Origin of the sequence: Fodinicola feengrottensis (assembly GCF_010993775.1) — a bacterium.
Taxonomy (GTDB): Bacteria; Actinomycetota; Actinomycetes; order Mycobacteriales; family HKI-0501; genus Fodinicola; species Fodinicola feengrottensis.
The window spans coordinates 21894-46772 of record NZ_WOTO01000033.1; the positions used below are offsets into that span (position 1 = coordinate 21894).

23 protein-coding genes and 10 pseudogenes are annotated in these 24879 nt (G+C 68.1%); 20 read left to right on the forward strand and 13 right to left on the reverse strand.

The window, feature by feature from the left end:
* Positions 1 to 44: 44 nt before the first annotated feature.
* Entirely contained in the window at positions 45 to 434 is a 390-nt protein-coding gene (locus tag GNX96_RS27525; protein WP_163570494.1) for a MerR family transcriptional regulator, read from the forward strand.
* Positions 435 to 437: 3 nt separating this feature from the next.
* Here GNX96_RS27525 and purE read toward each other — a convergent pair.
* From purE to GNX96_RS27545, 4 genes and pseudogenes are all read right to left on the reverse strand, one after another.
* Positions 438 to 936: pseudogene (gene purE / locus GNX96_RS27530) on the reverse strand (5-(carboxyamino)imidazole ribonucleotide mutase).
* An 8-nt stretch (positions 937 to 944) separates the two neighbouring features.
* A pseudogene (locus tag GNX96_RS27535) lies at positions 945 to 2065 on the reverse strand (5-(carboxyamino)imidazole ribonucleotide synthase).
* Positions 2066 to 2255: 190 nt separating this feature from the next.
* Complete coding sequence (locus GNX96_RS27540; protein WP_163570496.1) at positions 2256 to 2468, reverse strand: helix-turn-helix domain-containing protein; 213 nt, start codon at positions 2466 to 2468, stop codon at positions 2256 to 2258.
* The gene (locus GNX96_RS27545; protein ID WP_279581638.1) at positions 2465 to 5056 is read right to left on the reverse strand and encodes an AAA family ATPase; all 2592 of its coding nucleotides are present in this window, start codon (positions 5054 to 5056) and stop codon (positions 2465 to 2467) included. The genes GNX96_RS27540 and GNX96_RS27545 overlap by 4 nt, the downstream gene beginning before the upstream one ends.
* A gap of 919 nt (positions 5057 to 5975) precedes the next feature.
* On the opposite strand from GNX96_RS27545, the pseudogene GNX96_RS61505 reads away from it, so the two are divergent.
* The 5 genes and pseudogenes from GNX96_RS61505 to GNX96_RS55665 all read left to right on the forward strand — a co-directional run.
* Positions 5976 to 6485 (forward strand): annotated as a pseudogene (locus GNX96_RS61505) (hypothetical protein); the annotation flags it as partial.
* Positions 6486 to 6804: 319 nt separating this feature from the next.
* Positions 6805 to 7086: a carboxypeptidase-like regulatory domain-containing protein gene (locus tag GNX96_RS61510; protein ID WP_313885798.1), complete on the forward strand. Its 282-nt coding sequence runs from the start codon at positions 6805 to 6807 to the stop codon at positions 7084 to 7086.
* A gap of 1144 nt (positions 7087 to 8230) precedes the next feature.
* A pseudogene (locus tag GNX96_RS64985) lies at positions 8231 to 8743 on the forward strand (Kelch repeat-containing protein); the annotation flags it as partial.
* Positions 8658 to 8984 (forward strand): annotated as a pseudogene (locus GNX96_RS64990) (hypothetical protein); the annotation flags it as partial. The pseudogenes GNX96_RS64985 and GNX96_RS64990, both read left to right, overlap by 86 nt.
* Before the next feature lie 156 nt (positions 8985 to 9140).
* Positions 9141 to 9641, forward strand: coding sequence for a carboxypeptidase-like regulatory domain-containing protein (locus GNX96_RS55665; RefSeq protein ID WP_279581641.1), 501 nt, complete (start codon positions 9141 to 9143; stop codon positions 9639 to 9641).
* Between the two features lie 380 nt (positions 9642 to 10021).
* On the opposite strand, the gene GNX96_RS27555 is transcribed toward GNX96_RS55665, so the two are convergent.
* The gene (locus GNX96_RS27555) at positions 10022 to 10855 is read right to left on the reverse strand and encodes a hypothetical protein (protein ID WP_279581642.1); all 834 of its coding nucleotides are present in this window, start codon (positions 10853 to 10855) and stop codon (positions 10022 to 10024) included.
* A gap of 183 nt (positions 10856 to 11038) precedes the next feature.
* Here GNX96_RS27555 and GNX96_RS27560 point away from each other — a divergent pair, with 183 nt between their 5' ends.
* From GNX96_RS27560 to GNX96_RS64995, 5 genes and pseudogenes are all read left to right on the forward strand, one after another.
* Positions 11039 to 12340: an RNA polymerase sigma factor gene (locus GNX96_RS27560; protein WP_163570502.1), complete on the forward strand. Its 1302-nt coding sequence runs from the start codon at positions 11039 to 11041 to the stop codon at positions 12338 to 12340.
* 420 nt (positions 12341 to 12760) lie between these two features.
* Positions 12761 to 13594: a hypothetical protein gene (locus GNX96_RS27565; protein WP_163570505.1), complete on the forward strand. Its 834-nt coding sequence runs from the start codon at positions 12761 to 12763 to the stop codon at positions 13592 to 13594.
* Between the two features lie 6 nt (positions 13595 to 13600).
* Complete coding sequence (locus tag GNX96_RS27570) at positions 13601 to 14173, forward strand: GtrA family protein (protein WP_163570507.1); 573 nt, start codon at positions 13601 to 13603, stop codon at positions 14171 to 14173.
* A 23-nt stretch (positions 14174 to 14196) separates the two neighbouring features.
* Entirely contained in the window at positions 14197 to 14511 is a 315-nt protein-coding gene (locus GNX96_RS27575; protein ID WP_163570510.1) for a GtrA family protein, read from the forward strand.
* Positions 14496 to 14585, forward strand: a pseudogene (locus GNX96_RS64995) (hypothetical protein); the annotation flags it as partial. The gene GNX96_RS27575 and the pseudogene GNX96_RS64995, both read left to right, overlap by 16 nt.
* Before the next feature lie 142 nt (positions 14586 to 14727).
* Here GNX96_RS64995 and GNX96_RS65000 read toward each other — a convergent pair.
* From GNX96_RS65000 to GNX96_RS55670, 6 genes and pseudogenes are all read right to left on the reverse strand, one after another.
* The gene (locus tag GNX96_RS65000) at positions 14728 to 15015 is read right to left on the reverse strand and encodes a sensor histidine kinase (RefSeq protein WP_390624163.1); all 288 of its coding nucleotides are present in this window, start codon (positions 15013 to 15015) and stop codon (positions 14728 to 14730) included.
* A gap of 199 nt (positions 15016 to 15214) precedes the next feature.
* Positions 15215 to 16069 (reverse strand): annotated as a pseudogene (locus tag GNX96_RS65005) (sensor histidine kinase); the annotation flags it as partial.
* A pseudogene (locus GNX96_RS27590) lies at positions 16029 to 16707 on the reverse strand (response regulator transcription factor). The pseudogenes GNX96_RS65005 and GNX96_RS27590, both read right to left, overlap by 41 nt.
* Before the next feature lie 44 nt (positions 16708 to 16751).
* Positions 16752 to 17342, reverse strand: a complete 591-nt coding sequence (locus tag GNX96_RS27595) for a PH domain-containing protein (protein WP_163570517.1) — start codon at positions 17340 to 17342, stop codon at positions 16752 to 16754.
* A gap of 87 nt (positions 17343 to 17429) precedes the next feature.
* On the reverse strand, positions 17430 to 18125 hold the full coding sequence (locus GNX96_RS27600) for a biotin--[acetyl-CoA-carboxylase] ligase (RefSeq protein ID WP_279581643.1): 696 nt from the start codon (positions 18123 to 18125) through the stop codon (positions 17430 to 17432).
* Positions 18122 to 18376: a hypothetical protein gene (locus tag GNX96_RS55670; protein WP_279581644.1), complete on the reverse strand. Its 255-nt coding sequence runs from the start codon at positions 18374 to 18376 to the stop codon at positions 18122 to 18124. Before GNX96_RS55670 ends, GNX96_RS27600 begins: the two co-directional genes overlap by 4 nt.
* A 186-nt stretch (positions 18377 to 18562) precedes the next feature.
* On the opposite strand from GNX96_RS55670, the pseudogene GNX96_RS27610 reads away from it, so the two are divergent.
* The 6 genes and pseudogenes from GNX96_RS27610 (at position 18563) to GNX96_RS27635 (ending at position 21958) form a co-directional block, all read left to right on the forward strand.
* Positions 18563 to 20188: pseudogene (locus GNX96_RS27610) on the forward strand (acyl-CoA carboxylase subunit beta).
* Positions 20185 to 20391 carry an acyl-CoA carboxylase epsilon subunit gene (locus tag GNX96_RS27615; protein ID WP_163570523.1) on the forward strand — a complete coding sequence of 69 codons (207 nt, stop codon included), beginning with the start codon at positions 20185 to 20187 and terminating at the stop codon, positions 20389 to 20391. Before GNX96_RS27610 ends, GNX96_RS27615 begins: the two are co-directional and overlap by 4 nt.
* 151 nt (positions 20392 to 20542) lie before the next feature.
* A pseudogene (locus tag GNX96_RS27620) lies at positions 20543 to 21089 on the forward strand (Maf family protein).
* Between the two features lie 84 nt (positions 21090 to 21173).
* Positions 21174 to 21494: a class I SAM-dependent methyltransferase gene (locus tag GNX96_RS27625; protein ID WP_163570525.1), complete on the forward strand. Its 321-nt coding sequence runs from the start codon at positions 21174 to 21176 to the stop codon at positions 21492 to 21494.
* The gene (locus tag GNX96_RS27630) at positions 21466 to 21660 is read left to right on the forward strand and encodes a class I SAM-dependent methyltransferase (RefSeq protein ID WP_279581645.1); all 195 of its coding nucleotides are present in this window, start codon (positions 21466 to 21468) and stop codon (positions 21658 to 21660) included. Before GNX96_RS27625 ends, GNX96_RS27630 begins: the two co-directional genes overlap by 29 nt.
* On the forward strand, positions 21641 to 21958 hold the full coding sequence (locus tag GNX96_RS27635; protein ID WP_163570527.1) for a hypothetical protein: 318 nt from the start codon (positions 21641 to 21643) through the stop codon (positions 21956 to 21958). Before GNX96_RS27630 ends, GNX96_RS27635 begins: the two co-directional genes overlap by 20 nt.
* An 18-nt stretch (positions 21959 to 21976) precedes the next feature.
* Here the strand turns inward: GNX96_RS27635 and GNX96_RS27640 are convergent, their stop codons facing one another.
* Positions 21977 to 22771, reverse strand: coding sequence for an arginase family protein (locus GNX96_RS27640; protein WP_163570530.1), 795 nt, complete (start codon positions 22769 to 22771; stop codon positions 21977 to 21979).
* A gap of 137 nt (positions 22772 to 22908) precedes the next feature.
* On the opposite strand from GNX96_RS27640, the gene GNX96_RS27645 reads away from it, so the two are divergent.
* The 3 genes from GNX96_RS27645 (at position 22909) to GNX96_RS27655 (ending at position 24201) form a co-directional block, all read left to right on the forward strand.
* Positions 22909 to 23445, forward strand: coding sequence for a CGNR zinc finger domain-containing protein (locus tag GNX96_RS27645; protein WP_163570533.1), 537 nt, complete (start codon positions 22909 to 22911; stop codon positions 23443 to 23445).
* 89 nt (positions 23446 to 23534) lie between these two features.
* Positions 23535 to 23801 (forward strand): type II toxin-antitoxin system Phd/YefM family antitoxin, encoded by a 267-nt coding sequence (locus GNX96_RS27650; RefSeq protein WP_163570663.1) that lies wholly within the window; start codon positions 23535 to 23537, stop codon positions 23799 to 23801.
* Positions 23791 to 24201 carry a type II toxin-antitoxin system VapC family toxin gene (locus tag GNX96_RS27655; RefSeq protein ID WP_279581646.1) on the forward strand — a complete coding sequence of 137 codons (411 nt, stop codon included), beginning with the start codon at positions 23791 to 23793 and terminating at the stop codon, positions 24199 to 24201. Before GNX96_RS27650 ends, GNX96_RS27655 begins: the two co-directional genes overlap by 11 nt.
* Positions 24202 to 24211: 10 nt before the next feature.
* On the opposite strand, the gene GNX96_RS27660 is transcribed toward GNX96_RS27655, so the two are convergent.
* Positions 24212 to 24859 carry a TetR/AcrR family transcriptional regulator gene (locus tag GNX96_RS27660; protein ID WP_163570536.1) on the reverse strand — a complete coding sequence of 216 codons (648 nt, stop codon included), beginning with the start codon at positions 24857 to 24859 and terminating at the stop codon, positions 24212 to 24214.
* Positions 24860 to 24879 lie beyond the last annotated feature (20 nt).

The window sequence follows — 24879 nt, forward strand, 5'->3', positions numbered from 1 at the left end:
CTGGATCGCGCTCCAGGTCAAGGTCTGCTGGAAGACTGGTGGCCATGGAGCACTATTCCCCTGGCCAAGTGGCCGACCGGACCGGATTCAGCCTCGACACCCTGCGTTACTACGAACTGATCGGGCTGTTGTCCGACATCGGGCGTACGAGCGGAGGTCACCGGTTCTTCACCGAGGACGACGTGAGCTGGCTGGGCATCCTGCGCTGCCTGCGGGACACCGGCATGCCCATCAACCGCATGCACACGTACGCCGAGCTCGCCCGGGTCGGCAGCGAGACGTTGGCCGAACGGGTCGAGTTGCTGGAAGAGCACGACCGCGCGGTCGAAGAGCAGATCGCCCAGCTGCGTACACAGCAAGCCCACATCCACGAGAAGATTGCCTGGTATCACAGCGAAATCGCCACCCAGGCCCGGTCGGGCGTGGATTTCTGACCGCTAGCGCGGAAGTTGTTCCTGAAGGGCTGCGTTCTTCGCGGTCACCAGCTCCACCAGGGACTGTTGGAAGTCGGCCATTTTCTGTTGCAGGGCAACGTCTGAGCTGGCTAGGATGCGGACCGCCAGCAAGCCGGCATTGCGGGCGCCGGCAATGGAAACGGTGGCGACCGGTACGCCGGCCGGCATCTGCACGATCGACAGCAGCGAATCCATGCCGTCCAGGTATTTCAGTGGTACGGGCACGCCGATCACCGGCAACACCGTCGCCGACGCCACCATGCCCGGCAGATGGGCGGCTCCGCCAGCACCGGCGATGATCGCCTTCAACCCGCGACCGGCCGCGTTTTTTCGCGTAGTCCAGCATTTCCTGGGGCGTACGGTGCGCGGAAACCACCTGCGCCTCATACTCAATTCCGAACTCGGCCAGCGCCTCGGCCGCGGCCCGCATGGTCGGCCAGTCCGAGTCGCTTCCCATCACAATGCCCACTGCCGGTGCCATGTTTTCCCTTATTCCGCAGCGTCAGACAGCCACCGCGCGGCCCGAGCGGCCCGCGCGCGAACGTCATCGAAGGTCTCGCCGAGCACCGTCACGTGCCCGATTTTCCGGCCTGGTCGTACGGATTTTCCGTACAAGTGCACCTTGGCGGTCGGCTCGGCGGCGAACGAACATGTGGTGCAGCCGCTCATCAAACGCCATTCCGCCGCTGGCGCCGCCGAGCACATTCGCCATGCAGGTCGCTGGCGCGAGCGCGGTGGTCGCGCCGAGCGGATAGTCGAGCACCGCGCGCAAGTGCTGCTCGAACTGGCTGGTGATCGAGCCGTCGATGGTCCAGTGCCCGGAGTTGTGCGGCCGCATCGCCAGCTCATTGACGAGCATTTCCTTGCCGGTATCGAAAAGCTCGACGGCGAGAATCCCGACCACGCCGAGCTCGGTGGCGATCCGGATCGCCATTTCCTGCGCCTGCACCGCCCGGTCATCGGGCAGATTCGGGGCCGGCGCGAGCACTTCGACGCAGATCCCGTCCCGCTGCACGGTCTCCACCACCGGCCACGCGGACACCTGCCCAAACGGCGACCGCGCGACCACCGCGGCCAGTTCCCGTACGAGCGGGACTTTTTCCTCCACGATCAACGGAGTTGGCGATCCTACGACCTCAACCGCTTCCGCCGCACTGCCAACAACCACACACACCTTTGCCGTCGTACCCACCGCGACTGGCCTTGAGTACGACCGGCCATCCGACCCGATCCGCGAACGCCACCAGATCATCCATAGTGGACACCGGTGCCCACCGCGGCGCCGGCATATCCAGGCCGGTCAACCTTTCCCGCATGGCGCGCTTGTCCTGCGCGTACAACAGCGCGTCCGGCCCGGGCAACAACGGCACACCCTCCGCGGCCAGCGTCCGCAAGTGGTCCGGCGGCACATGTTCGTGGTCGAACGTGACCACCTCGCAGCCCTTCGCGAACCGCCGCAGCGCCTCCAGGTCCGTGTGATGCCCGACCTGCACATCCGCCGCCACCAGCGCCGCGCCATCGTCCGGCCGCTCCGCCAGGATCCGCAACGACTGCCCGAGCGCGATGGCCGCCTGGTGGGTCATCCTGGCCAGCTGCCCGGCACCCACCATGCCGACCACCGGTAAGCCGGTACGCGCGTCCATGCCGCCCAGTCTATGAACTCCCAGGTGGGAGCCTCGGCGGCCCCCCGGTCCCAGTTGTTGCTTGCGCTGTTGATCTTGGTTAGTTGGTCTACCCAAAACAGACATATTGCGTGAATGTCCGTTTTGGGTAGACCAACTAACCAAGATCAACACACGATCAGCCGGCGGCGATGTCGACCACGCCGTCGGAGTCGCTGGAGTTTCCCAGTTTCAAAGCCAACTGCCGGCGGGACCGGACGCCAACCTTGCGGTAGATCCGGGAAAGTTTCGCCTCGACGGTCTTGACGCTCACGAACAACGTACGCGCGATCTCGGCGTTGGTGGCGCCGCCAATGGCCATCGCGGTCACTTGCCGCTCATCGGCGGTCAAAACCGGCCCGGCTGTCCGTACGGCATCCGGCGTGCCAGCTTCCGACCGGGCTTTTTTCCAACCAGGGTTGGGCTCCGGCCCGCTCGAAAATCTCCAGTGCGTTTTCCGAGGCGCGCTCGGCGGCCGACCGGTGCCGGCGACGGCGTTCCCATTCGGGCCAGTTCCAGCAAAGTACGACCGTGTTCCAGCGGCATGCTCAACATGGCGAACCGGTCGGCGGCGGCCTGCAAAACGTCGGCGGCGCCGTCCGCCTGCCCGATGGAGGCGAGCCGCAGGCCTTCGGCCCGGCCGAGCGCTGCCAGCACTCCGGACCGGTCCAGATGTTCGGCCTGGCCGACGGCCCGCTCGATGACCGTACGGGCGCGGTCGTCGTTGCCGAGCCGGATGTACGCCTCGGCGAGGTCGGCCTGCCAGTCGCACAACGCCGGCTCGCCAATGCCCATCGACTCGGACAGCTTGCCGGCGCGGCGAAGCGGACCCAGGGCCTCGGCGGGTCGCCCTGCCAGCAACGAAACGTGCCCGTCAAGGGCCGAAGATCGCAGCTGCATCAACCGATCCGCGTCCGCCTCGGAGGCTGCTACCCCACCTCGGGCCAACTCGCCAGCGCGTTGCAGTGATCCGCCGGCGGCCTCGGCGAGGGCGGCAAAAAACACCGGGCCCGGGCCGCGGCCGAGGTCGGCTTCGTCGGTCAGTCGCAGGCCACGCGCCCCAAACTGCAAAGCGGCGGCACAGTTTCCCAGTCTTACCTCGGCGTCGATCAAATCCGGCAACACCATCCAGAGCTGGCTGGGCAGCCCCAGCCGGTCCGCGGTGACCGCCAACTGCGCCAGTTCGTTGCGCGCTGGTACGAGCCGGCCGGACATCAACCACAGCCGGGCCCGTTTGGCGCGGGAACCAAAAGCCCCGACCGAATCAGCGAAAGCGCGCTCTATCGTACGCTCCGCGTTCGGGTCACCGAGATAAAGCTGCGCCATGCTCAGCACCTGCAGAGCGACCCCGCGAACGGCTTCGTCACCGGCGATCTCGGCCAGCGAAACCGCCTGCTGCGCCTCCACCCGGGCCTCGACCAGCCGCCCTTCCAGCAAATACCGGATGCCAACCCACACCCGGACCGGCGCGAGCAGCGCCGGGTCGTCGCCGGCATCGACCAACACGCTGTTGAAAAGTCCGGCCGCGTGCACCAAACCCTGCCCGGCCGCGTCCAGCAACACCAACCCGGCGCGCACCCGGTCGGACGGGCGCACGGCCACCGCCAGCACGTTTTCGGCAGCTGGCCGGGCCAAGTCGAACATCGCCGCACCGGCCGCGTATTCGGCCGTGCGCAACGTACGTTCCACCACCAGATCACCGTCCACTGTGGACGTACGACGGGCCGCCAGGGCGGCCAGCTCGGCGGCAGCGGCCGGTGAGCCACGACCGGCGGCGAGCTCGGCGGCCCGGTCCAGCTCGGCGGCCGCGAACCGGATATTGGCCGTGTCGCCCAAAGCCCGGTGCCTCGCCCGCGCTACTGGATCTTCGACCACCCCGGCCAGAGCCGCGTGTACGGCGGCCCGCCGAATGCCCGGCGCGCGGTCATAAACCACCGCGGCCAGCAACGGATAGGAAAACCGGATGACACCGTCGTAGTCGAGGTCGGCGACCGCGGCGCCGCCGGCCGCCTCCGCCAGGTCCTCGGCGACCCGGCTCCGACCAGCGCGCCGAAGCAGCTCGATAGTGGGCCGGTCAGTGGCGGCGGCGAAAAGCAGAGTTTCCATGGCGGCGGCCGACAACTGCGCCAGCTGCGGAGCCACCAAGGCGCGCAGTCGGGCTGGTACGGGCAGTGGCTCGCCGAGTTGCAGCGGCCGGTCGCGATGGGCGGCAGCGGCCGCGATTTCCACCGCGAACCAAGGATTTCCGTCGCTGACCGCGCAAATTCGGCGGGCCGCCCAGCCGGGCAGCGCGTCGCCGGCCCTGGCGCGTACGAGCGCGATCAACGCGCCGGCCGGCAGCGACGGCACTTCCACTTCGGTGCCACCGTCCGGGCACAGCCGGGTAGCCGCCGGTGCGCCGCCGGCCGACACCCGCTCGGCGGCCACCACCCGGAGCCGGGCCGGCCCCATCCGGCCCAGCGAAAACTCCAGCACCGCGGCCGAAGCAGGGTCGATCCACTGCGCGTTGTCCAGCGCCAGCAACACCGGCCGGCCATCTCGGCCGAGCTCGGCGAGGAAATCCCGAACGGCGATCCGGACCGCCAGTCGCTCGGACACGTGAGTCAGCTCGCCGCGGCACAGCCCCACCAACACGGACCGCTGGCGGCCCGGCAACGCGGACATCGCGGCCGCCATCGCGTCGGCACCGATATCGTCGCCGCTGTCTCCGGCGAGCAGATCCGCGAGCGCGGACAGCGGCAGCAGCCGGTCCGGCTCGGACGGCTCACAATGCAGGAAAACCGCGTCCGGCTCGGCTCTGCGAACAAGGTTCGTTAATGCCCGCAGGACGGTCGTTTTTCCGATCCCGGCGGTCCCATAAAGCACTAAACCGCCAGCGGACACCCCGGACCAACACTGCTCAAGCAGTTCTGATCGCCCCGCGGGCTGTCCGGAAAACACGGGGTTAAGGCTTGTCCGTCAACATCGGGCAGGCAACGTCCGTTTGGTCGACGATGCCCACCAAAAGATTGATTGATCGGCCGGCCTGCCGGGGAAAACCACGCGATGTCCCCATTCGGTCGAGCATCAGGGATTTCCCGCTATTGTCACCACCCCGCGTAGCCGACAAATCCCCGCATCAGCCCCAAGAGTGCCGTTTGGCGTACACAGAGTGATCTTGATCGGGGTGCGCTTAGCCGCAGAATGCCTATCAAAAGGCTGTGTAGCGCCTCTCATGGCCACATAGGGACGTATAGCAGGTCGGGTAGGCAAGGGAATTACAAGGGTTTTCCCGTCTTACCCATACTCTTTGCGCTCCATAGCGTCAGGTCGCCGATGATCGTGCTGCGCAGGGAGAACGCATGACGCGAGACCACGACCGAATATTCCGACCACGAAACGTGTTGTTCGCCGGAGCCGCCGCGGTGGCTCTGGTGCTGGGTGTCGTGCAGCCGGCAGGCGCCGCACCCACTGGGCCGTCCGCGGCCAAACCAGGCACTGCCAAGCCCGCGGTGACCGCCCAGCGGCGGCACCAGCTCCAAGACCGTGTTCCGGTGCTTCGCGCTGAAGCGCACCGACACCGCGTCCGGCACCGGGATCCGGCCGCTGGCCGACCCGCCGGCCGGCTACGGCCCGGGCGACCTGCAGGCCGCGTACGGCTTGCCCGCCAACGGCGGTGCCGGCCAGACCGTCGCCATCGTCGACGCGTACGACAACCCGAACGCCGAAGCCGACCTGACGGTCTACCGCGCGCAGTACGGCCTGCCCGCGTGCACCACCGCCAACGGCTGCTTCAAGAAGGTCAACCAGCGCGGCGTGCAGGGCAGCTACCCGGCGCCGAACACCGGCTGGGCCGGCGAGATCGCGCTCGACGTGGGACATGGTGTCCGCGTCCGCGCCGCAGGCCCACATCATCCTGGTGGAGGCCGACTCGGCCAACTTCGACGACCTCGGCAGCTCGGTGAACACCGCCGTCTCGCTGGGCGCGAAGTTCGTGTCCAACAGCTACGGCACCAACTACACCAGCACCCCCGGCAGCGGTGAGGACCCGGCCGAGCTGACCTGGGACGACCAGTACTACAAGCACCCCGGTGTGGCCGTCACGGTGAGCTCCGGCGACGGTGACTACGGGGTGGCCTACCCGGCCGCTTCGCAGTACGTCACCTCCGTCGGTGGCACCGCGCTGACCAAGGACAGCAGCGCCCGCGGCTGGTCCGAGAGCGTCTGGCACAACCAGTACGGCGGGCCCGGCAGCGGCTGCTCGACCATCGAGCCCAAGCCGGCCTTCCAGCACGACACCGGTTGCGCGAACCGCGCGGTCGCGGACGTTTCCGCGGTCGCCGACCCCGCCACCGGCGTCTCGGTCTACAACACGTACGGCGACAGCGGTTGGCGGCAGTACGGCGGCACCAGCGCGTCGTCGCCGATCATCGCGGGCGTGTACGCCAGCGCCGGCCGGCACCCCGGCCGCCGGCAGCTTCCCGAACTCGCTGCCGTACGACCACACCTCAGCGCTGAACGACGTGACGTGACCCGGTCTCAACGGGACGTGCAACCCGGCGTACCTGTGCACCGCCGGCCCCGGCTACGACGGCCCGACCGGTCTCGGTACGCCCAAGGGCGTGGCCGCGTTCAGCTCCGGCCCGCACGGCGAGCTGCTCGGCACCGTCACCGACAGTGGTTCCGGCGCCCCGGTGGCCGGCGCGAAGGTGGCCGCTGGCGACCTGTCCGCCACCACCGACGCGACCGGCAAATACGACCTGTCCATCGGTGCCGGCACGTACGACCTGACCACCAGCGCTTATGGCTACACCAGCCAGACGGTGTCGGGAGTCGTGGTCGGCGACGGCGCGAAGATCACCACCAACTTCGCGCTCGCGTCAGTGCCGAAGGTCAGTCTCAGTGGCACCATCATCGACGGTTCCGGGCATGGCTGGCCCGCTCTACGCGAGCGTCGGCGTGAACGGTACGACGACCAAGGTCTCCACTGACCCGGCCACCGGCCGCTACAGCATCGACCTGCCAGCCAGCAACACGTACACCCTGCATGTCGCGTCCAACGTGCCTGGCTACGACGCGGCCGACGTGCCCGTCACGCTCGGCAGCAGCGACCTGCACAAGGACCTGACGCTGAAGGTCTCGTCGGCCTGCACCGCGCCGGGTTACACGTACACCCTGAACGGCACCAGCCAGTCGTTCGACACCACGTCGACGCCGGCCGGCTGGACGGTCGCGAACGCCACCGCCGACGGCGGCTGGGAGTTCGACGACCCGGGCAAGCGGGGCAACAAGACCGGCGGTGCCGGTGGGTTCGCGATCGTCGACTCCGACAAGCTCGGCGTCGGCAAGACCCAGAACACCACGCTGACCAGCCCGGTCTACGACCTGTCCGGCAGCACCAACCCGGTGCTGACCGCGGACACCCACTACCAGCCGTTCGGCAACTCCACCGCGGCGGTCGACGTGACCACCGACGGCGGTACGACCTGGACGAACCTCTGGCAGCGCAGCACGGTCGGCGTGCCCGGACCGGCCAAGATCGACCTGCCGGTGACCGGCGCGGCCGGTAAGAACGCCGTCCAGTTGCGATTCCACTACACCGGCTCGTTCGCGTACTACTGGGAGCTCGACAACGTGTTCGTCGGCGACCGGTCCTGTGTGCCGGTTCATGGTGGGCTCGTCGTCGGTCACGTGACGGACGGCAACACCCACGCCGGCGTCACCGGCGCGGTCGTCACCGACACGGACAAGCCGGCCGAGAACGCCACCACGGCGACGGACGCTGGCCAGGGCGACGGCTACTACTGGTTCTTCTCGTCGGCCACCGGCGCGCACAACTTCACCGCCGCCAAGGGTGGTTACACCACGGCGACGGCGAGCGTGAACGTCGGCACCGACGGCGTCACCAAGGCCGACTTCACGTTGGCCGCCGGCCAACTGAAGGTGACTCCCGCGACGATCAGCAAGACGGTCCCGTGGGGCGGCCAGGCCACCGCGAACGTGAAGATCACGAACAGCGGTAGCGCACCCGCCACGTACAAGATCGGCGAAGCGCCTGGTGGGTTCACCCAGCAGACGCCCGGCGGCAAGGGCGCGGCTGTGCACAACGTCCCGGTCAAGCCGGTCACCGGCTCGATGAAGATCGCGGCGCAGGCGGCCAAGAAGACCGCCGCGCCGAAGGACGCCAACCCGTCCGACGCGCCGTGGGCCGCGCTGGCCAACTTCCCGACGATCATCCAGGACAACCTGGCGATCGCCGGCGACGGCAAGGTCTTCTCCGAGTTCGGGTACGCCGGCAGTGACGACACCGCCGACCTCTACTCGTACGACTCGGCCAGCGGTGCCTGGACGAAGCTGGGCACCTCCCCGGCCGGCACCCGGGAAGCCCCGGCCGGCGGCTATGTCAACGGCAAGATCTACGCCTCCGGCGGTTGGGGTGCCTCTGGCGCCCCGCTCGCGGCGACCTCGATCTACGACGTGGCCAGCAACAGCTGGTCCACCGGTGCGGCCATGCCGACCCCGTACGCGGGCTCCGGTCACGCGGTCCTCGACGGCAAGATCTATGCCGTTGGTGGCTGCACGGCCGACGCTTGTGGCGTCAAGGACGTACAGGTCTACGACACCGCCGCGAACACCTGGTCGAAGGTGGCGGACTACCCGGAGGCGATCTCCTGGGTGTCCTGCGGTGGCATCAACGGCGTGCGTGCTCTACTGCGCCGGCGGCAACACCGGTGCGGCGACCACGAAGCACTCGTACGCGTACTCGCCCAGCTCCAACAGCTGGTCTCCGGTAGCGGACCTCCCGTCCGACGCCTGGGGTGCCGGTTACGCGGCGGCCAACGGCAAGCTGCTCGTCAGCGGTGGCGTCATCAACTCCAGCGCGGCGATCACCAACACCGGTTTCGCGTACGACCCGGCCGGCAACGCCTGGACCGCCCTGCCGAACTCGAACAACTCGCTCTACCGCGCCGGTAGCGCGCTCGGGTTCTACAAGGTCGGCGGCAACCCTGGCGGCTTCGGCGTCCCGCCGCAGGCCAACGCCGAGGTGCTGCCCGGGTACGACCAGGGCGGCAGCAGCGACGTGACGTGGCTGTCCGAGAGCGCCACCACCGGCACCCTTGCCCCCGGCAAGAGCGCCACGGTGACGGTCACCCTGGACGCGAGCGTCCCGGAGATCACCCAACCGGGTGTACTCACCGCCAACCTTTCGATCAGTGGCAACACCCCGTACGGCTCGACGGCCATCCCGGTGTCCTTCACCGTCAAGCCGCCGACCACCTGGGGCAAGATCACCGGCACCGTGACCACCAAGGACGCCTCCGGCGCCCTGGTCCCACTCGCCGGCGCCACCGTCGAAATCGACAGCTGGGCCACGTCGTACACGCTCAAGACCGACGCGAACGGCAACTACGGCCTCTGGCTGGACTACCGCAACAACCCGCTGACCCTGATCGTCGCGAAGGACGGCTTCCGTCCACAAACGACAACAGTGTCGATCAAGCAGGGCGCGGTGACGACCAAGAATTTCACCCTGGTCAAACCGTAGTTCCTTAATTAGGGGGAGGACCCCTTGCGCTCCTTTCATGGGAGCGTGAGGGGTCCTTTCTTTTTGTTACTGCTGTTTGCGTTGTCCCAGCGTCGAGTGCGGGACAAAACCCCACTCTCGACGTCGAGTGCGGCACAAAGTCCCGCACTCGACGAAAACCCAGCCCCTACCACGTACAAAAAAAGCACCGCGTGGACTGGGCGGAGGCAGCCCACCCAGTCCACGCGGCTTGGTACGACCCCCGGTGACAGCCAGCCCCCTCGCCCAGCTACCACCGGCCCCCTCGGGCCCGCGCTCTGATCCCGGCGCCGGCGCCTGGATCAGGGCACGTTCGTGGAGCGCACCGAACGACGACGGTCGGTGCGCTGGCCTCTACTTGTTCATCGCGACAGGTCCGTGACCAGGTCCAGGGCGGCCGGCAGCGCGTCGGGCAGGCGCTCGATCCAGGCACGGGGAGTCGCGTCGGCGATGTCCAGCCGGGTCAGCTCGCGCTGCACGGCCTGGACCATCGTGGGCAACAGGGGTGTACGGGCGACCAGCCCGAGCGCCCGTTCCACCCCTGCTGTGGCCAGTGTTTCTCCCCCGGAGAACACGGACCGTAGGCACTCCCCCAGTGCCATTCCGCGCAGCAGCCGACCCCTCTGCGGCTGCTGCCGGACACCTGTAGTCACCACGATGAGAGCGTGCGTGGTGCAGACGCGGTCGCCCGAACGGGCGGCTTCGCGGTAGATCTCGCCAAGGCGGGTACGCAGGTAGGGCAACGTCGTTAGACCCGTGCTTGGGTCTTCGACACAGATACGTCGGAACTGGGCGGCCCCCTCGTCCGCCCAGGCCAACGCGACCGTACGAATAAGCACCTCGGCGGGTGGGACGGTGGCCGCGCGTACGCCCCGGGCGGCGACCAGCAGAGCGGCGATGTCCTCGAGCGTCTCGTCGAGCCAGACGCCGGCGGCGGCGGCGCGGGCCCGGCCGAGCCGGACGCAGGCGGGTAGCAGTTGGCCGCTCGGGGAGACCAGTTGCTCGGTCACCGCGTCGACCTCGGCGCAACGCCAGTCGTCCGGCCAGGACCACCCGGCCTCCACGCTGGCTTGCCGCCAGCGCTGGCGCAACCGGTCCACCGGGTCGACAGCGATCGCCTCGCCCGCCGGGGCGGAGGTCCGCTGCGCCACCCGGGGTACCAGTGACAGCGCGTCTACGGCAGCGACTGCATCCACCACTTCGGGTTCTCCCGCCTCTTTGGTCGCCGGTCGTGTCGAGGTTCTGACCAGCGAGTTCGTGATGTAGACGGGAGCGTGTGCAAGTCATGACGCGATTTGGCCGTACTCTTTTCCCCGACTCTCCTGCGCAATCCGAGAGCAATGCCCGAAATGTAACGATGGGGGGGTTGTTTCGAGCAGATGTCTGGCGGCAACGGCGCGGCCGACGGAAGCGGCGACCGGCTGGATTCAGGACAGGCTCCGGCGGGTCCCAGCGACGCGGAGCTGATCACGGCTGCTGCCCGGGCCGGCGACACCGGAGCCTTCGAGACGCTCTACCGCCGGCACTCCGAGGCGGCCCAGCGGTACGCGATGAGCCTGACCCACAACCCGGCGGACCGTGACGACCTGGTGTCCGAGGCCTTCGCCAAGGTGCTGTCGACGCTGCGCAACGGCGGCGGCCCGGACCTCGCCTTCCGCTCTTATCTGCTGTCCGCCGTACGAAACACCTTCTACGACCGGACCCGGCGCGACCGCCGGCTTGAGGTCACTGACGACATGGAGCGGCACGACCGCGGGGTCGCCTTCACGGATACCGTCGTCGAGGGCCTGGAACGTACGCTCGCGGCCCGCGCTTTCGCCACCCTGCCCGAGCGCTGGCAAATGGTCCTCTGGCACACCGAAGTCGAGGGCGACTCGCCCGCCGAGGTGGCGCCGCTGCTTGGCCTGACCCCCAACGGCGTCGCCGCGCTGGCGTACCGCGCCCGCGAGCGGCTCCGCCAGGCGTACCTGTCAGTCCATGTCGCGGACGCGCCACAGACCACCGTGGTGGCTGGCTCAACGTGCGGTTGGACCGCCGAGCGGCTGGGCGCGCGCGTACGCGGCGGCCTCAGCAACCGCGAGGCGACCAAGATCGACGCGCACCTGCACGACTGCGCCCAGTGCAAGCTGCTGTACGCGGAACTGGGCGAGCTGAACTCCAGCCTGCGCAACGTCCTGGGCCCGCTCATCCTGGGCACCGCGATCGCCGGCTATTTCGTCAAGCCGGCGGCCATCCTGGCCGGCGCCAGCACCGGTCTCGCCGGAATGTGGCACTGGGTCCTCCTGCTGCTCGGCCGGATCAAGGACTTCTTCAAGCAACCGTCCGGGATCGCCACCGGCGTCGGCGCTGTAGTCGTCGTGGTGGCGGTCGTCGCGGCCGCGTTCGCGCTGACCAGCGGCCAGCCCAAGCCCAAACCGCCGACCGCGGCGGCGCCGAACAAACCAAACCGCCGCCCCGCCCGGCGGCGGCGCTGGTGGCGCGCCCGCGCCCCCGCGCCCCGCCGCCGGCCGCGCCCAACCAGCCGAACAAGCCGCCCAACAACCAGCCGGCCAGCAGCGCGCAGCCGGCCAGCCAGCCAGCGCCCGCGAGCGCGGTGCCGACCCCGCCGGCCAGCCCGATCGCCAAGCCGACGCTCGGCGTCTCCACGGTCGGGCCGCTGGCGGCCGGCCGGCCCGGCGTGATCAAGGCCGTCGTCGCGTCTCCTGGCAACGGCAGCCGCGGCAACAGCATCCTCATCGAGCCGGCCGCGGTCCCAGCCGTACGGCCGGCCATCGGGCCGCTGGCCAAACCCGCCTTGCTCACGCTGACTCTCGGCAGCGTGCTGACGATCACCAGCGCGGACGGCGCGGACGGCTGGACCTGCCAGGTCGGCGGCCAGACGTGTACGCACGCGGAGCTGGCCAGCGGGCGTACGACCATCGCCTACATTCGGGTGAAGGTGGCCAGCGACGCGTCCGGGTCGATCCCGGTGACCGTCTCCGGCGGCGGCGCCGGCGCGTCCAGCGCGACGACCACGCTGCCCCACCCCGACCCATCAGGACTGGGGCACCCTCTTCGCCGCCACCGGCCGGACCCGGCTTGCCGTCACCGGCAACGCACTTATGAGCTGCGCGCCGCTGGACTACGGCTGCGCCGCGGCCCGCAAGCGGGCCCCAAACAACACCGGGATCGACAACGACCGGCGGATGGTGCCGTACGACACGGACCACGACCCGACCACCAAGGCGTCCTCCACATCCCGCCTCGAAGGCTCTGGGCAGGTCCTCTACGCCGGTCTGTTCTGGTCGTCGTGGGCACGGCCCGGCGGCAACGTGCCGGCCGCCCAGGTGACCGGCCCGAGCGGCCGGCGCCTCGCCATCACCCCCGACCTCGTGGACGGCCAGGCGGGCCCGAGCGCCTTCCAGGCGTACGCGGATGTCACCAACACGGTCCGGTCCGGCGGCTTCGGCAACTGGACGGTCGGCTGGCGGACCGCGCCGCAGTCGTCGCTCGGCGGGTACGCCGGGTGGGCGCTGATCGTGGTCACCAGCGACGCCACCGCGCCGAACGGCCAGGTCGCGGTCTTCGACACGAACATCGGCCTCGGCACCGGCGGCCACCGCTCGGCCACCATCGACCTGCCGTTGGACATGACCGGCTCCGCCAGCCAGGTCGGCGTGGTGGGCTGGGAAGGCGATCCGGGCCTGACCGGCGACCGGCTGACCATCAACGGCCACTCACTGTCGCCATCGGACACCCGCTGCAGCGCCAACGACGCCTTCTGCAGCCACGCTGACGGCGCCGTGGAGGCGTCCAGCGGCAGGAACTGGAACACCTTCGGCACAGACGCCTGGACGGCCAGCGGCGGGCGGCTCAGCCGTACGTCGGACCTGGTCGGCCGATCCTCGGCGGACGCGGTCACGCTCGGCGCCTTCGCCGTCCTCAACCGGAGCTAGTCGTCGGTGGGTGACAAATCGGCCGACCTTGCCGGCGTGCGGCCAGTGGCTGTTCCGTACGCTGGGCGGATGTCACTTGTCCGCAGCCTGATCCAGCGCTGGCGCCGGCTCATTGGCGAGATGACCGCCTTCGGGATCATCGGCGTGATCAACACCGGTGTCCAGTACGCCGGAGTGAACTTCTTCCACCTGGCACTCGGCCTCAACGTGCTGATCGCCAACGTGCTGGCCACCGTCATCTCGGCCACCAGCTCGTACTTCATGAACCGGCACTGGACCTTCCGGCACCGCTCGCGCAGCAGCCTGCACCGCGAATACATCCTGTTCTTCATCTTCAACGGGATCGGGCTGGCCATCTCGTCCGCGGTGCTCTGGCTGTTCACGTATCCGCTGCACCTGACCAGCGCGCTCTGGGTCAACGTGGCGATCACCATCGGCCTGGTGCTGGGCACTCTGTTCCGGTTCTTCACGTACAGCAAATGGGTCTTCAAGCACCCAGATGACGCTTTGTACGAGCAGGACGACGAACCCACGGCGGCGACCGAGGTCGTACCGGACAAAACGGAGAGCCGCCAGTAACAGCCGAGCCGCCGCTCGACGGCGTGCACCCGGTCCGTATCCTCGATCGGGTGAATCTCGTACGCAGTCTTTATGACCGCTGGCAGCGTCGCCTACACGAGGTAACCGCATTCGGTGTCATCGGCGGCATCAACTTCGTTCTCGACGTGCTGCTGTTCAACTTGTTCTATATCAAGTTCGGCATCCCACTGCTGACCGCACGTGGCTGCGCGACGGCGATTTCGGCCACCAGCTCATACTTCATGAACCGGCACTGGGCTTTCCGGCACCGGAGGAGGACACCGGGCGGCGGCGGGAAATCCTGCTGTTTTTCGCCTTCAGCGTGGCCGGACTGCTGATCCAGTGGGGAATCCTGGGGATCTTCAAGTTCGGATTGGGCCTGGACAACGTCTTCTGGGCGAACGTCGGCAACATCATGGGCGTGGCGGTCGCCATGTTCTTCCGGTTCTGGGCGTTCAGCAAGTTTGTTTTTCATGGCATCCAAGGAAGACAAACTGGCCGAAGAAAAAGAACCCACCCCGGTTTAGTAAAGAATTCCCGGCCTTGTTTTTCCGCTAAACCTCATTGGTCGGCCGCTTTTCCAGCTGCGGTAGCCCCGGCAGGTAAATCGCGAAGGTGGCCGGCTTCGGCCGGACCAGCTCCAACCGGCCGGAGTCCGCCTCCACCAGCGCACGGGCCAGCGGCAGGCCGAGCCCGGTGCCACCACGGCCGGACACCCCGCGGGCGAAGACCGAACCGATCAGCAGATCCGAGACACCCGGGCCTTCGTCGGTGACCTCCACGACGACGTGCTCGCCATGCCGGTACGCCTGCACGTCGACTGTGCCGGCGCCATGCGTCATCGCGTTCTCCACCAGCACCCCAATGGCCTGCTGCAGGTGGCCGGGAGTGGCGTGCGCACGCAGCCCGGGCGCCGGCAGGATGCGCAGCTTGCGCTTGCGGCTCAGGATGGACAGCTGCGGGGCCCACTTCGTCGTACACGTTGTCCAGTTGCTCGGCCACGTCCACCGGGATCGCCGACCGGGCCCGCTCGTTCCGGGCCTGCTCCAGCAGGTCGTCGATGACCGAGACCATCCGGTCGACCTGCTCCAGCGCCGCCTCGGCCTCGCGGCTCGCGTTCGGATCGGTGGAGGCACCGACCTCCTCCAGCCGCATCGACAGCGCGGTCAGCCGGGACCGCAACTGGTGCGACACGTCACCGGCGAACTCGCGCTCACGGCGTACCAGGTCAGCCAGCCGCAGCGCGGCCCCATCCAGCACTCTCGCCACGTCGTCCAACTCCGCGATGCCGTAGCGCTGGCCGGACGGCCGGAGGTCACCCTCGCCGAACCGGCTGGCGTCGTCGGCCAACCGGGACAGCGGGGTGGTCAGCCGAGTGGAGACCCGGCCGGCCAGCAGCACCGCCACCCCGATCGCCAACGCCGCCGCGATCACCACGATCGCGGCGGTCTCGATCCGGTCGCGGGCGTAGTCCGCGAGCGAGTGCTGGACAGTGAGGCTGGCACCGCCGCCGATGTTCACCGTCGTCTGCAGCGTCGAGCCGGTCGGGCGTACGCCAGTGGCGACCGTCTGGCCGTTGGACAGCGTCACCGACACATACGCGTTGTCGTCCACGATGGCATCGAGCTTGGCCGCGGTCAGCGACCGGTCGGCCACGAATGGCTCGACGTCCAGCGCGTACTTCAGGCCGTCGTGGTTCACCGTGACCTGCGCCGAGCTGCCGATCTGGTTCTGCGTGATCACCAGCAGGGGGACGCCAAGAATGCCGATCGCGACCAGCGCGACCAGCAGGGTGGCCACGACGATCCGCCGACGCACGAGTGCCCTTTTTGTTCCTGGAGGTGAGGTCTGGCCGCTACTTCTCGGTGTCCCGCTCGAACCGGAAGCCGACCCCACGGACCGTCACCAGTCGGCGTGGGGCGCTCGCGTCGTCGCCAATCTTGCGGCGCAGCCAGGACACGTGCATGTCCATGGTCTTGGAGGAGGCCGCACCGGCATCGCCCCAGACCTGCTCCGCCACCGTCTCCCGGCCGACCACCTCGCCGGCGTGCTCCAGCAGCAGCTGCAGCAGCGCGAACTCCTTGTTGGTGAGGTGAACTTCCTCGCCATCAACGTACGCGCGGCGAGACGCGACATCGACTCGTACGCCGCGCGGCGGCCAGCTCACCAGCGGCCGAGCGGCGCAGCAGGGCCCGTACCCGCGCGAGCAGCTCAGCCAGCCGGAACGGCTTGCCGACATAGTCGTCCGCGCCAGCGTCCAGGCCCACCACGTAGTCGACCTCGTCGCGGCGGGCGGTCAGCATCAGGACCGGGAGAGTGGAACGCGCGCTACGCAGCCGCCGGCAGACCTCCAGCCCGTCCATCTCGGGCAGCCCGAGATCCAGGACGAGCAGGTTGGCGACCCCGGACAGTGCGCTCTGCAGAGTGGACGGCCCATCGGACCGGACGATGACGTCATGGCCTTCCCGCTCAAGTGCGCGGGAGAGCGGCTGGGCGATGGCGGCGTCATCTTCCGCCAGCAGGACGGTGGACACGGTCACACCCTACATTCGTTCGTGATCATTTGCGTCTCCGCAGATCATTCGGGTTGGTCGAGCTTTACCACGGGTGAGCTCGGACGAAAATTCCCAAAGTCCGGAATATCATCGTCGAATTCCTCTTCATCCTCCTCTTCGGCGGCTCTTTTCTCTTCTTCTTCCATCAATTCATAAAGAATTGTTTGCACATCGCGAGCTCTGGGCAGGTCCACCAGGGTGAGCTGGCCGCTCTCGCCGTCCTCAGTGCCAGCTCGTACGACCAACGTCCCACACCGCAGCATCCGCCCGAGGATCGAACTCGCATAGGCCACGTCCGTGATGTCGGCCAGCGGCAGCTCCCACCGATGGCGCTTGAACAGCCCCACCCGGACAATGATGCGCTCGCTGGTGAACACCACATGCGTGGTCAACCACCGCACCACCCGGCGCCCGCTGAACCACCCAATGAACGCGATCGCCGCCAGCGCTATAAGGACCTGCAACGACGGGTAGCGCAGCGCCCCGATCCCGTACGACGCCACCCCCACCGTCGCCAGCAGCACCAGCACCGCCGGCGTCAACGTCTTCCAATGCGGGTGAAGATGCAGGACGACCCGCTCGTCCTCAACCAGCAGCCGCTCCGGAAACCGCACAGGTCGACGCTAGCGACCCCAGCCCCCACACCCCAAGCGAGGGTGACGTTTCGGGGCCGGAATGCCCCATTTTGTCACCCCGCAACGTCATCCTCGCGAAGGCCGCACGTGCGTGACGTCTCCCGCCGAAACCGCCGTGAGCGCGCCACCGTCTCCCCGCACCACCAGGCGCCCATCCTCGTCAACATCGACGCCTTCGCCCACCAGCTCCCGGCCGTTGGGCAACTCCACCCGCACCCGCTGCCCGACGGTCTGGCAGAACTCCTGGTACGCCGACCGCAGCCCGCTCTCGTCCGGATCGCCACCCGCGTCCCGCCATCGTTCGTAGTCAGTGGCGATCTGGCGCAGCAGCGCCCGCAGCAACGTGTCCCGATCGGTGTTGGCGGCGCCAGCCAGCCGCAGCGAGGTGGCCGGCAGTCCCGTACGTACGGGCAGCTCATCGGCCGTGTTCGTGACGTTCAGCCCGATCCCCAGCACCACCGCGGCCTCGTCGCCAGTGCCGATCACCTCGGCCAGAATGCCCGCCACCTTCCCGAAACCGGGCCCGTCCGGCTCACCGGCCAGCAGGTCGTTCGGCCATTTCAGCGCCATCGCAACCTCGGCGACCCGGCCGATCGCGCGGGCCGCCGCGACCCCGGCCAGCAGCGAGAGCCAGCCCCACCGGGTGACCGGCACCGGCGCCGGGCGCAGCAACATCGAAACGCTGATGCCGGCCCGCGGCGGGCTCACCCAGCTACGGTCCCGCCGGCCGCGGCCGGCGCCCTGGAAGTCGGCGGTGATCACCAACCCCTCCGGGGCGCCTTTCCCCCGCGCGCGGCGGCCACATCCGCGTTCGTCGAGCCGGTCTCGCCGACTACCCGTACGTCCGTCCACAGTGGACTGCCAGGGCCGGTGGTACGGGTCAGCGCGCGGCCCAACCCGGTCTCGGACAGCGGCGGCCGGTCAAGATTCGCGTACAAGCTCACCCCGCAACCCTGCCACCCAGCCCTCGTGGCGGTCAGACCGCCGCCGTACCCACCTACGACAGCCCTCACCGTGCGTACGCGCTCCCTGTCTGGGCTGAGCGTCGGAGTGGCCCTCGCCGAAATGGGGTGTGGCGAAGGTCGCTGCCGGTGGCCGGCCAGGGCAGCGGTCAGCAACTAGTGTGACGGGTGCGTCTTTATGCCCGGTGTACGTGACCGGCAGGCAAGCCTTGGAGGGTGTTTGTGAGCGCTGAACAGGTGGCCGAAGGCCCGGCGGACGCGGTCGGGGCGGACCAGGTGCCAGCCGGGATCGACATCCACACGACCGCCGGCAAGCTGGCCGACCTGAAGCTGCGCGACGACGACGCTGTGCACGCGGGGTCCGCTCGCGGTGTCGAGAGAAGCAGCACAAACGCGGCAAGCAGACCGCTCGCGAACGGGTCGAGGCGCTGCTGGACGAGGGCTCGTTCGTCGAGTTGGACGCGCTCGCGCGACACCGCTCGACGGCGTTCGGGATGTCCGGCGAGCGGCCGTACGGCGACGGCGTGGTGACCGGCTACGGCACCGTCGACGGGCGGCCGGTCTGCGTGTTCGCGCAGGACTTCACGGTCTTTGGCGGCAGCCTCGGCGAGGTCTTCGGCGAGAAGATCGTCAAGGTGATGGACCTGGCCGCCAAGACCGGCTGCCCGGTGATCGGCATCAACGACTCCGGCGGCGCCCGCATCCAGGAAGGTGTCGTCTCGCTCGGTCTTTATGGCGAGATCTTCTTCCGAAACGTACGCGCCTCCGGGGTCATCCCGCAGATCTCGCTGATCATGGGCCCGTGCGCCGGCGGCGCGGTCTCTACTCGCCGGCGATCACCGACTTCACCGTGATGGTCGACAAGACCTCGCACATGTTCATCACCGGCCCGGACGTGATCAAGACGGTCACCGGGGAGGACGTGGAGTTCGAGGAACTCGGCGCGCGCGCGCGCACACACAACAGCAAGTCCGGCGTCGCGCACCACATGGCGCCGGACGAGGCCGAGGCCATCGACTTCGTCAAGCAGTTGCTCGGCTTCCTTCCCAGCAACAACCTGGACGAGCCACCGTCGTACGAGGTCGACTCCGACCTGGCGGTCACCGACGAGGACCTCGAGCTGGACACGCTGCTCCCGGACTCGTCCAACCAGCCGTACGACATGCACATCGTCATCGAGCACATCCTCGACGACGGCGACTTCCTGGAGATCCATCCGCTGTTCGCGCCGAACATCCTCTGCGGCTTCGGCCGAGTCGACGGTCGTTCGGTGGGGGTGGTCGCCAACCAGCCCACCCAGATGGCCGGCACGCTGGACATTGACGCATCCGAAAAGGCAGCGCGGTTTGTCCGTACGTGCGACGCCTTCAACATCCCGGTCCTCACTTTCGTGGACGTGCCCGGCTTCCTGCCCGGCACCGACCAGGAATGGAACGGCATCATCCGGCGCGGCGCGAAGCTCATCTACGCGTACGCGGAAGCCACCGTCCCGAAGGTCACCGTCATCACCCGCAAGGCGTATGGCGGCGCGTACGACGTGATGGGCTCCAAGCACCTGGGCGCGGACATGAACTTCGCGTGGCCGACCGCGCAGATCGCCGTGATGGGCGCGCAGGGCGCGGTCAACATCCTCTACCGCTCGGAACTGCGCGAGGCCGGTCAGCCGGATGAGCTGCGGACCCAGCTGGTCACCGAATACGAGGACCACCTGGCCAACCCGTACATCGCCGCCGAGCGCGGCTACGTCGACGCGGTCATCCCGCCGAGCACCACTCGAGGCACGGTGATCAAGGCTTTGCGGTCGCTGCGCGCGGAAAACGCGAGACGCTGCCGCCCAAGAAGCACGGGAACATCCCGCTGTGAGCCGGCCCCTGCTGCGGATCGTACGAGGCGAGCCGACCGCCGAGGAGGTGGCCGCGGTGACCGCGGTGGTGGCCGCCCTGTCGGTCTCCCGGCCGCCGGCACCGTCGCGCCAGCGTCCTTTGTGGACGGACCGGACGGGGTTGTTGCACGCTCCGGCGATGCCGGGGAAAGACCGCTGGCGTGCGTCCGGCCTCCCTGGCTGAGAATTTGCCGATGCATAATGTCAATTTTGCCGGAATCCCGACAGAACCGGTTCAGGACCGACTACCGTCAACAGGTGTGACGACCGTGCCGCCCCTCCTGATTCTCGCCTCCGCATCGCCAGCCCGGCTGACCACCCTGCGCAATGCCGGGATGGCGCCACAAGTCAGGATTTCCGGTGTCGACGAGGACGAAGTCGCCGCTTCGCTGGATAATCCGACCCCGCCCGAACTGTGCCTCGCACTGGCCACCGCGAAGGGCCGAAGCGGTCGCGTCCACTGTGGACAGTGGCTTGGTGGTGGGCTGCGACTCGATGTTGGAGTTGGCGGGCAAGGCTTACGGTAAACCAAAAACCGCCGAAGTGGCCCGCGCCCGCTGGGCCCAGATGGCCGGAAATGCCGGCTTGCTGCACACCGGCCACTGCGTGATCGACGTGGCCACCGGCAAATCAAGCGCGGACACCGCGACCACCGCGGTCCGGTTTGGTACGCCCACCGAACAGGAACTGGAGGCGTACGTTTCCAGCGGCGAGCCGCTCGCGGTGGCCGGCGCTTTCACCATCGACGGGCTCGGCGCGATCTTCATCGAAGGCATCGACGGCGACCCGCACAACGTGGTCGGAATTTCGTTGCCCTTGTTGCGCCGACTGTTGCACGACCTGGGCGTGCCGATCACCGATCTCTGGCAATTGCCCGACTGAGCCGACTGTTATCAAGGATAAGAGCAACGAAAATCGGTTGCCCGTTTCCGTACCGTACCAATGATGAGTACAAATGAGGAACGGATGCGGCGGAACCAGCACGCCTGGAATCTGCGCACCGCCGCCCACCTGGAGTCCGATTTCTACGACGTGGCCTCCTTCAAGGCCGGCGGCAGCTCGCTGCGCCCACTGGAGCTGGCGGAGTTGGGAGACGTACGGGGAAAATCGCTGCTCCATCTGATGTGCCATTTCGGGATGGACACGCTGTCCTGGGCACGAATGGGCGCGGAGGTGACCGGCGCGGACTTCTCACCGGACGGACGCGATCGCGAAGGCCCGCGAGCTTGCCGCCGAGGTCGGCGTCGACGCGACTTTCGTGTGTGCGAACGTCTACGACCTGCCTGAGGTGCTGGAGGGCACGTACGACATCGTGGTGATGACGTACGGCGTCCTCTACTGGCTGCCGGACCTGGTCGCCTTGGGCCGGGTGGTGGCGCGGTTCCTGAAGCCGGGCGGGATTTTCTCCGTGATCGAGTCGCATCCGATGAACGGTGTCGCCAGCTGGGGTTGACGACCACCTGGAGGTCACCGGCCGCTATTTCCGCGAAGGCCGCGGCGAGTACGAGGTCACCGAGACGTATGCGGACAGTCGACCGCTGCCGCCGCACCCGGAGTCGACCTGGCCCTTCACCGTCGGCGAGCTGGTGACCGCGCTGGCCACCGCGGGCCTGCGGGTCACCCGCGTGCGCGAGCTGCCGGTGGACGTACGCCAGCGCAACCCCGAACTCGTCCAGGACCAGGACGGCTTCTGGCGCCTCCCCGGCGACCCACTCCCCCTGATGCTCACCCTCACCGCCACCATCCCCTAAATCTCAGTAGGAGTGTGGTTAGCGGAGGATGTCGACGAGGATGTCGGTGAGCAGTGCCGCCTGGGTGCCGGTCGGGTCCAGGTCGGGGTCGAAGATGGTGATTTCCAGGCCGGCCGCGCCGGGCAGGGTGAGCAGGCCGCGGACCAGGTCGGTGAGCTGTCGGCGGTCGAGGCCGCCCGGAGTAGGCGTGTCGACGGCGCCGAGCACCGAGGGGTCGAGGATGTCGGCGTCAATGTGCAGCCAGAAGCCGTCGAGGTCAGGGCGTACGAGCACCTCGGCCGCGGCGGCGAGAGTGGCATCGGTGCCGTCGGCGATGATATGCGCGCTCGTACGCATCCGGATGCCGGTCTCGACGAAATCGCGCAGATCGTCCTCGTCACGGGCGCCGAGCTGGACAACGTCCTCATCCCGTACGTACGGCTTCAGACCGTCGATGTCCACCAGGTAGCCATCGCCGCGGCCGGTCACCAGCGCCAGGTCCTCGCCGGCCGCCGAGCCCACATACGGCGAGTTGGCCGGCTCACGGAAATCCGTGTGGGCGTCCACATATGCCAGCCCAAAGCGGCCGTCCCGGCGCAGCGCCAGCATCGGTCCGAGCAGGATCGAGCAGTCACCACCGAGCACCACCGGGAAGTCGCCGGCCCGCCGGACCACGGCCAGCCGATCGGCGAGTTTCCTCGCGTAGTCACGATCGCGGGCCCGTTGCGGACGCCGTCGCCAGGCTTCCAGGTGGCCACATAGCGCGGCGGGACGACCGCGCCCGCGTCCTTCGCGCCGAGCCGCTCCAGCAGCCCCGCGTCCCGCAGGGCCCATGGCGCCTTGTACGTCCCGGGCACCACGTCCCGCGCCGGCGGCCGAAGCCCGAGATTCGACGGCGCGTCGACGAGACTCAACCGCTTGTCACGAGTTAAAGTGTTCATAGCCCTGACGATAGCAGAGGAGACGCCCAGATGCGCTCGGATGACGCCCGCCCGTACGCGGAGACCGGGCTGGTCGCGCTCGACCTGGCGAACACCTGGGATGAGTACTTCGAAGATCCCGAGCGACTACCCGACGAGGCCGCGTTGCGGCGGTTCTGCGCGGAACTCTCGGAGGACTATGCGCCCGGCTCACTGGCGGCCGTACTCGCGCTGCGAGCGCAACTCCGCGAGACGGTGACCGGGGAAGCGGCTGCTCGTACGCGTGCGTTGGCAGATTTTGCCTCGCGCTTACCGATAAAGCCAGTCGTCGGCACATCTTCGGGCGTCCCAACGCTGAGACTCGTGGCTGAGGCTCCTGATTTGGCTCCGCGGCTGGGCGTACGCGCTGTCGGGGAGCTTATGGACCTCGCCGCGGCCGGCAAGTGGGAGCGCATTCATCATTGCGCCGCTTCGCCGTGCCGGGACGTGTTCGTCGACGAAAGCCGGCCGGGACGCCGCCAGTTCTGCTCGACCACCTGCGCCAATCGCGTACACGCGTCCACCTCCCGAGCCCGCCGGAGCGGTTAGGTCATTCAAGGAGGTGCGGCTTCCAAGCGCGATCGCTTGCACCTGCGGGCGTTGTGGCACCTTGTAGCACACAGGCGTGTGCTCAGCTCATGGCTTCGGGTTCACGTGAGATCACGCAACGCGAACTCAGGAACGAGTCGGGCGCAATCATGCGCGCGGTGGAAGGCGGCAAGTCTTTCACCGTCACTCGGAACGGAACGCCGATCGGACAGTTGATCCCGCTGCAGCGGCGGGTTTTCGTCGGTCGCGACGAAGTGCTCGCCGCGTTTGCTGATGCACCGTTCGTCGACGCCGACCAGTTCCGGGCAGACCTCGACGCCGCGGTTGACCAGGATCTGCCCGACCGTGATTGGTAGCCGCGGTCTGATCGATACGAACATCGTCATCCACCTCCCCAGACTCAAGCCAGCGGAGCTACCTGCCGAACTCGTGATCAGCGCAGTGACCCTGGCCGAACTGTCCGCAGGGCCGCATCACGCTCTCGACCCGATAGAACGGGCGCGTCGCGTCAACATCCTTCAGCGCGCCGAGTCGACCTTCCATCCGCTCCCCTTTGACGGACCAGCAGCCCGAGCCTTTGGTCAGGTCTGCGCTGCCGAACTCACAGCCGGCCGCAAACCGCCCCGTCGCATAGCCGACTTGATGATTGCCTCCATTGCCTTGGCGAATCGACTGCCCCTCTACACCACAAATGCGGATGACTTTTCCGCGCTCACCGACCTGATCGAGATCGTCGCGATCAGCCGACCAAACTAGAACTCGAGCGCTAACGCGGCTGCAGGGACGCGACGATCGGCGCCAGATAGAGCTCGGCGATGCGACGGCGGCCGGATGGGGAGTCGATCGGCAGAACCGTGTCGCGGGTGAGGACAAGCGACAGCACGTTGCGGGCGATCAGCTCGGCCACGCCCTCCACGTCCTCGTCCGGCAAGGCCAACCGGCCAGCGGCGATCTCGGCCCGGATGTGGCCGGCGATCCAGCCGCGGGCGGCGGCCAGCACATCGCCGGCTTTCACCGTCAACAGAGGCAAAATCAGCTCAGGCTCGGTGCGTAACAGCCGGTTGAGGACCTTGTGGCCGCGGAGGAATTCGAGGCAGAACACCAAACCCTCGACCAGTTTGGCGTCCGGGGTCGACTGGGCGGCGAGGACGGCGTCGACCTTGGTCAGGAAGCGCCGCAACTCGCGCATCAACAGCGCATTCAGCAGTAAGTCTTTTTTGGGAAAGTAACGGTAAACAGTGACCCGCGAGACGCCGACCCGGCGGGCGACCTCGTCGATCGTGAAACGCCGGAGGCCAAAGTCCTCGGCTTGCTCGAAAGCCGCGCCGAGGATCCGCTCGGCGGTCGCGTCGTCCGGCAGCTCGGCGGCCAACGCCTGCTGGAGCAGGTCCTGTTTCGTGCCGCGAACGCGCATTCACCCAGCGTACGCGCTGA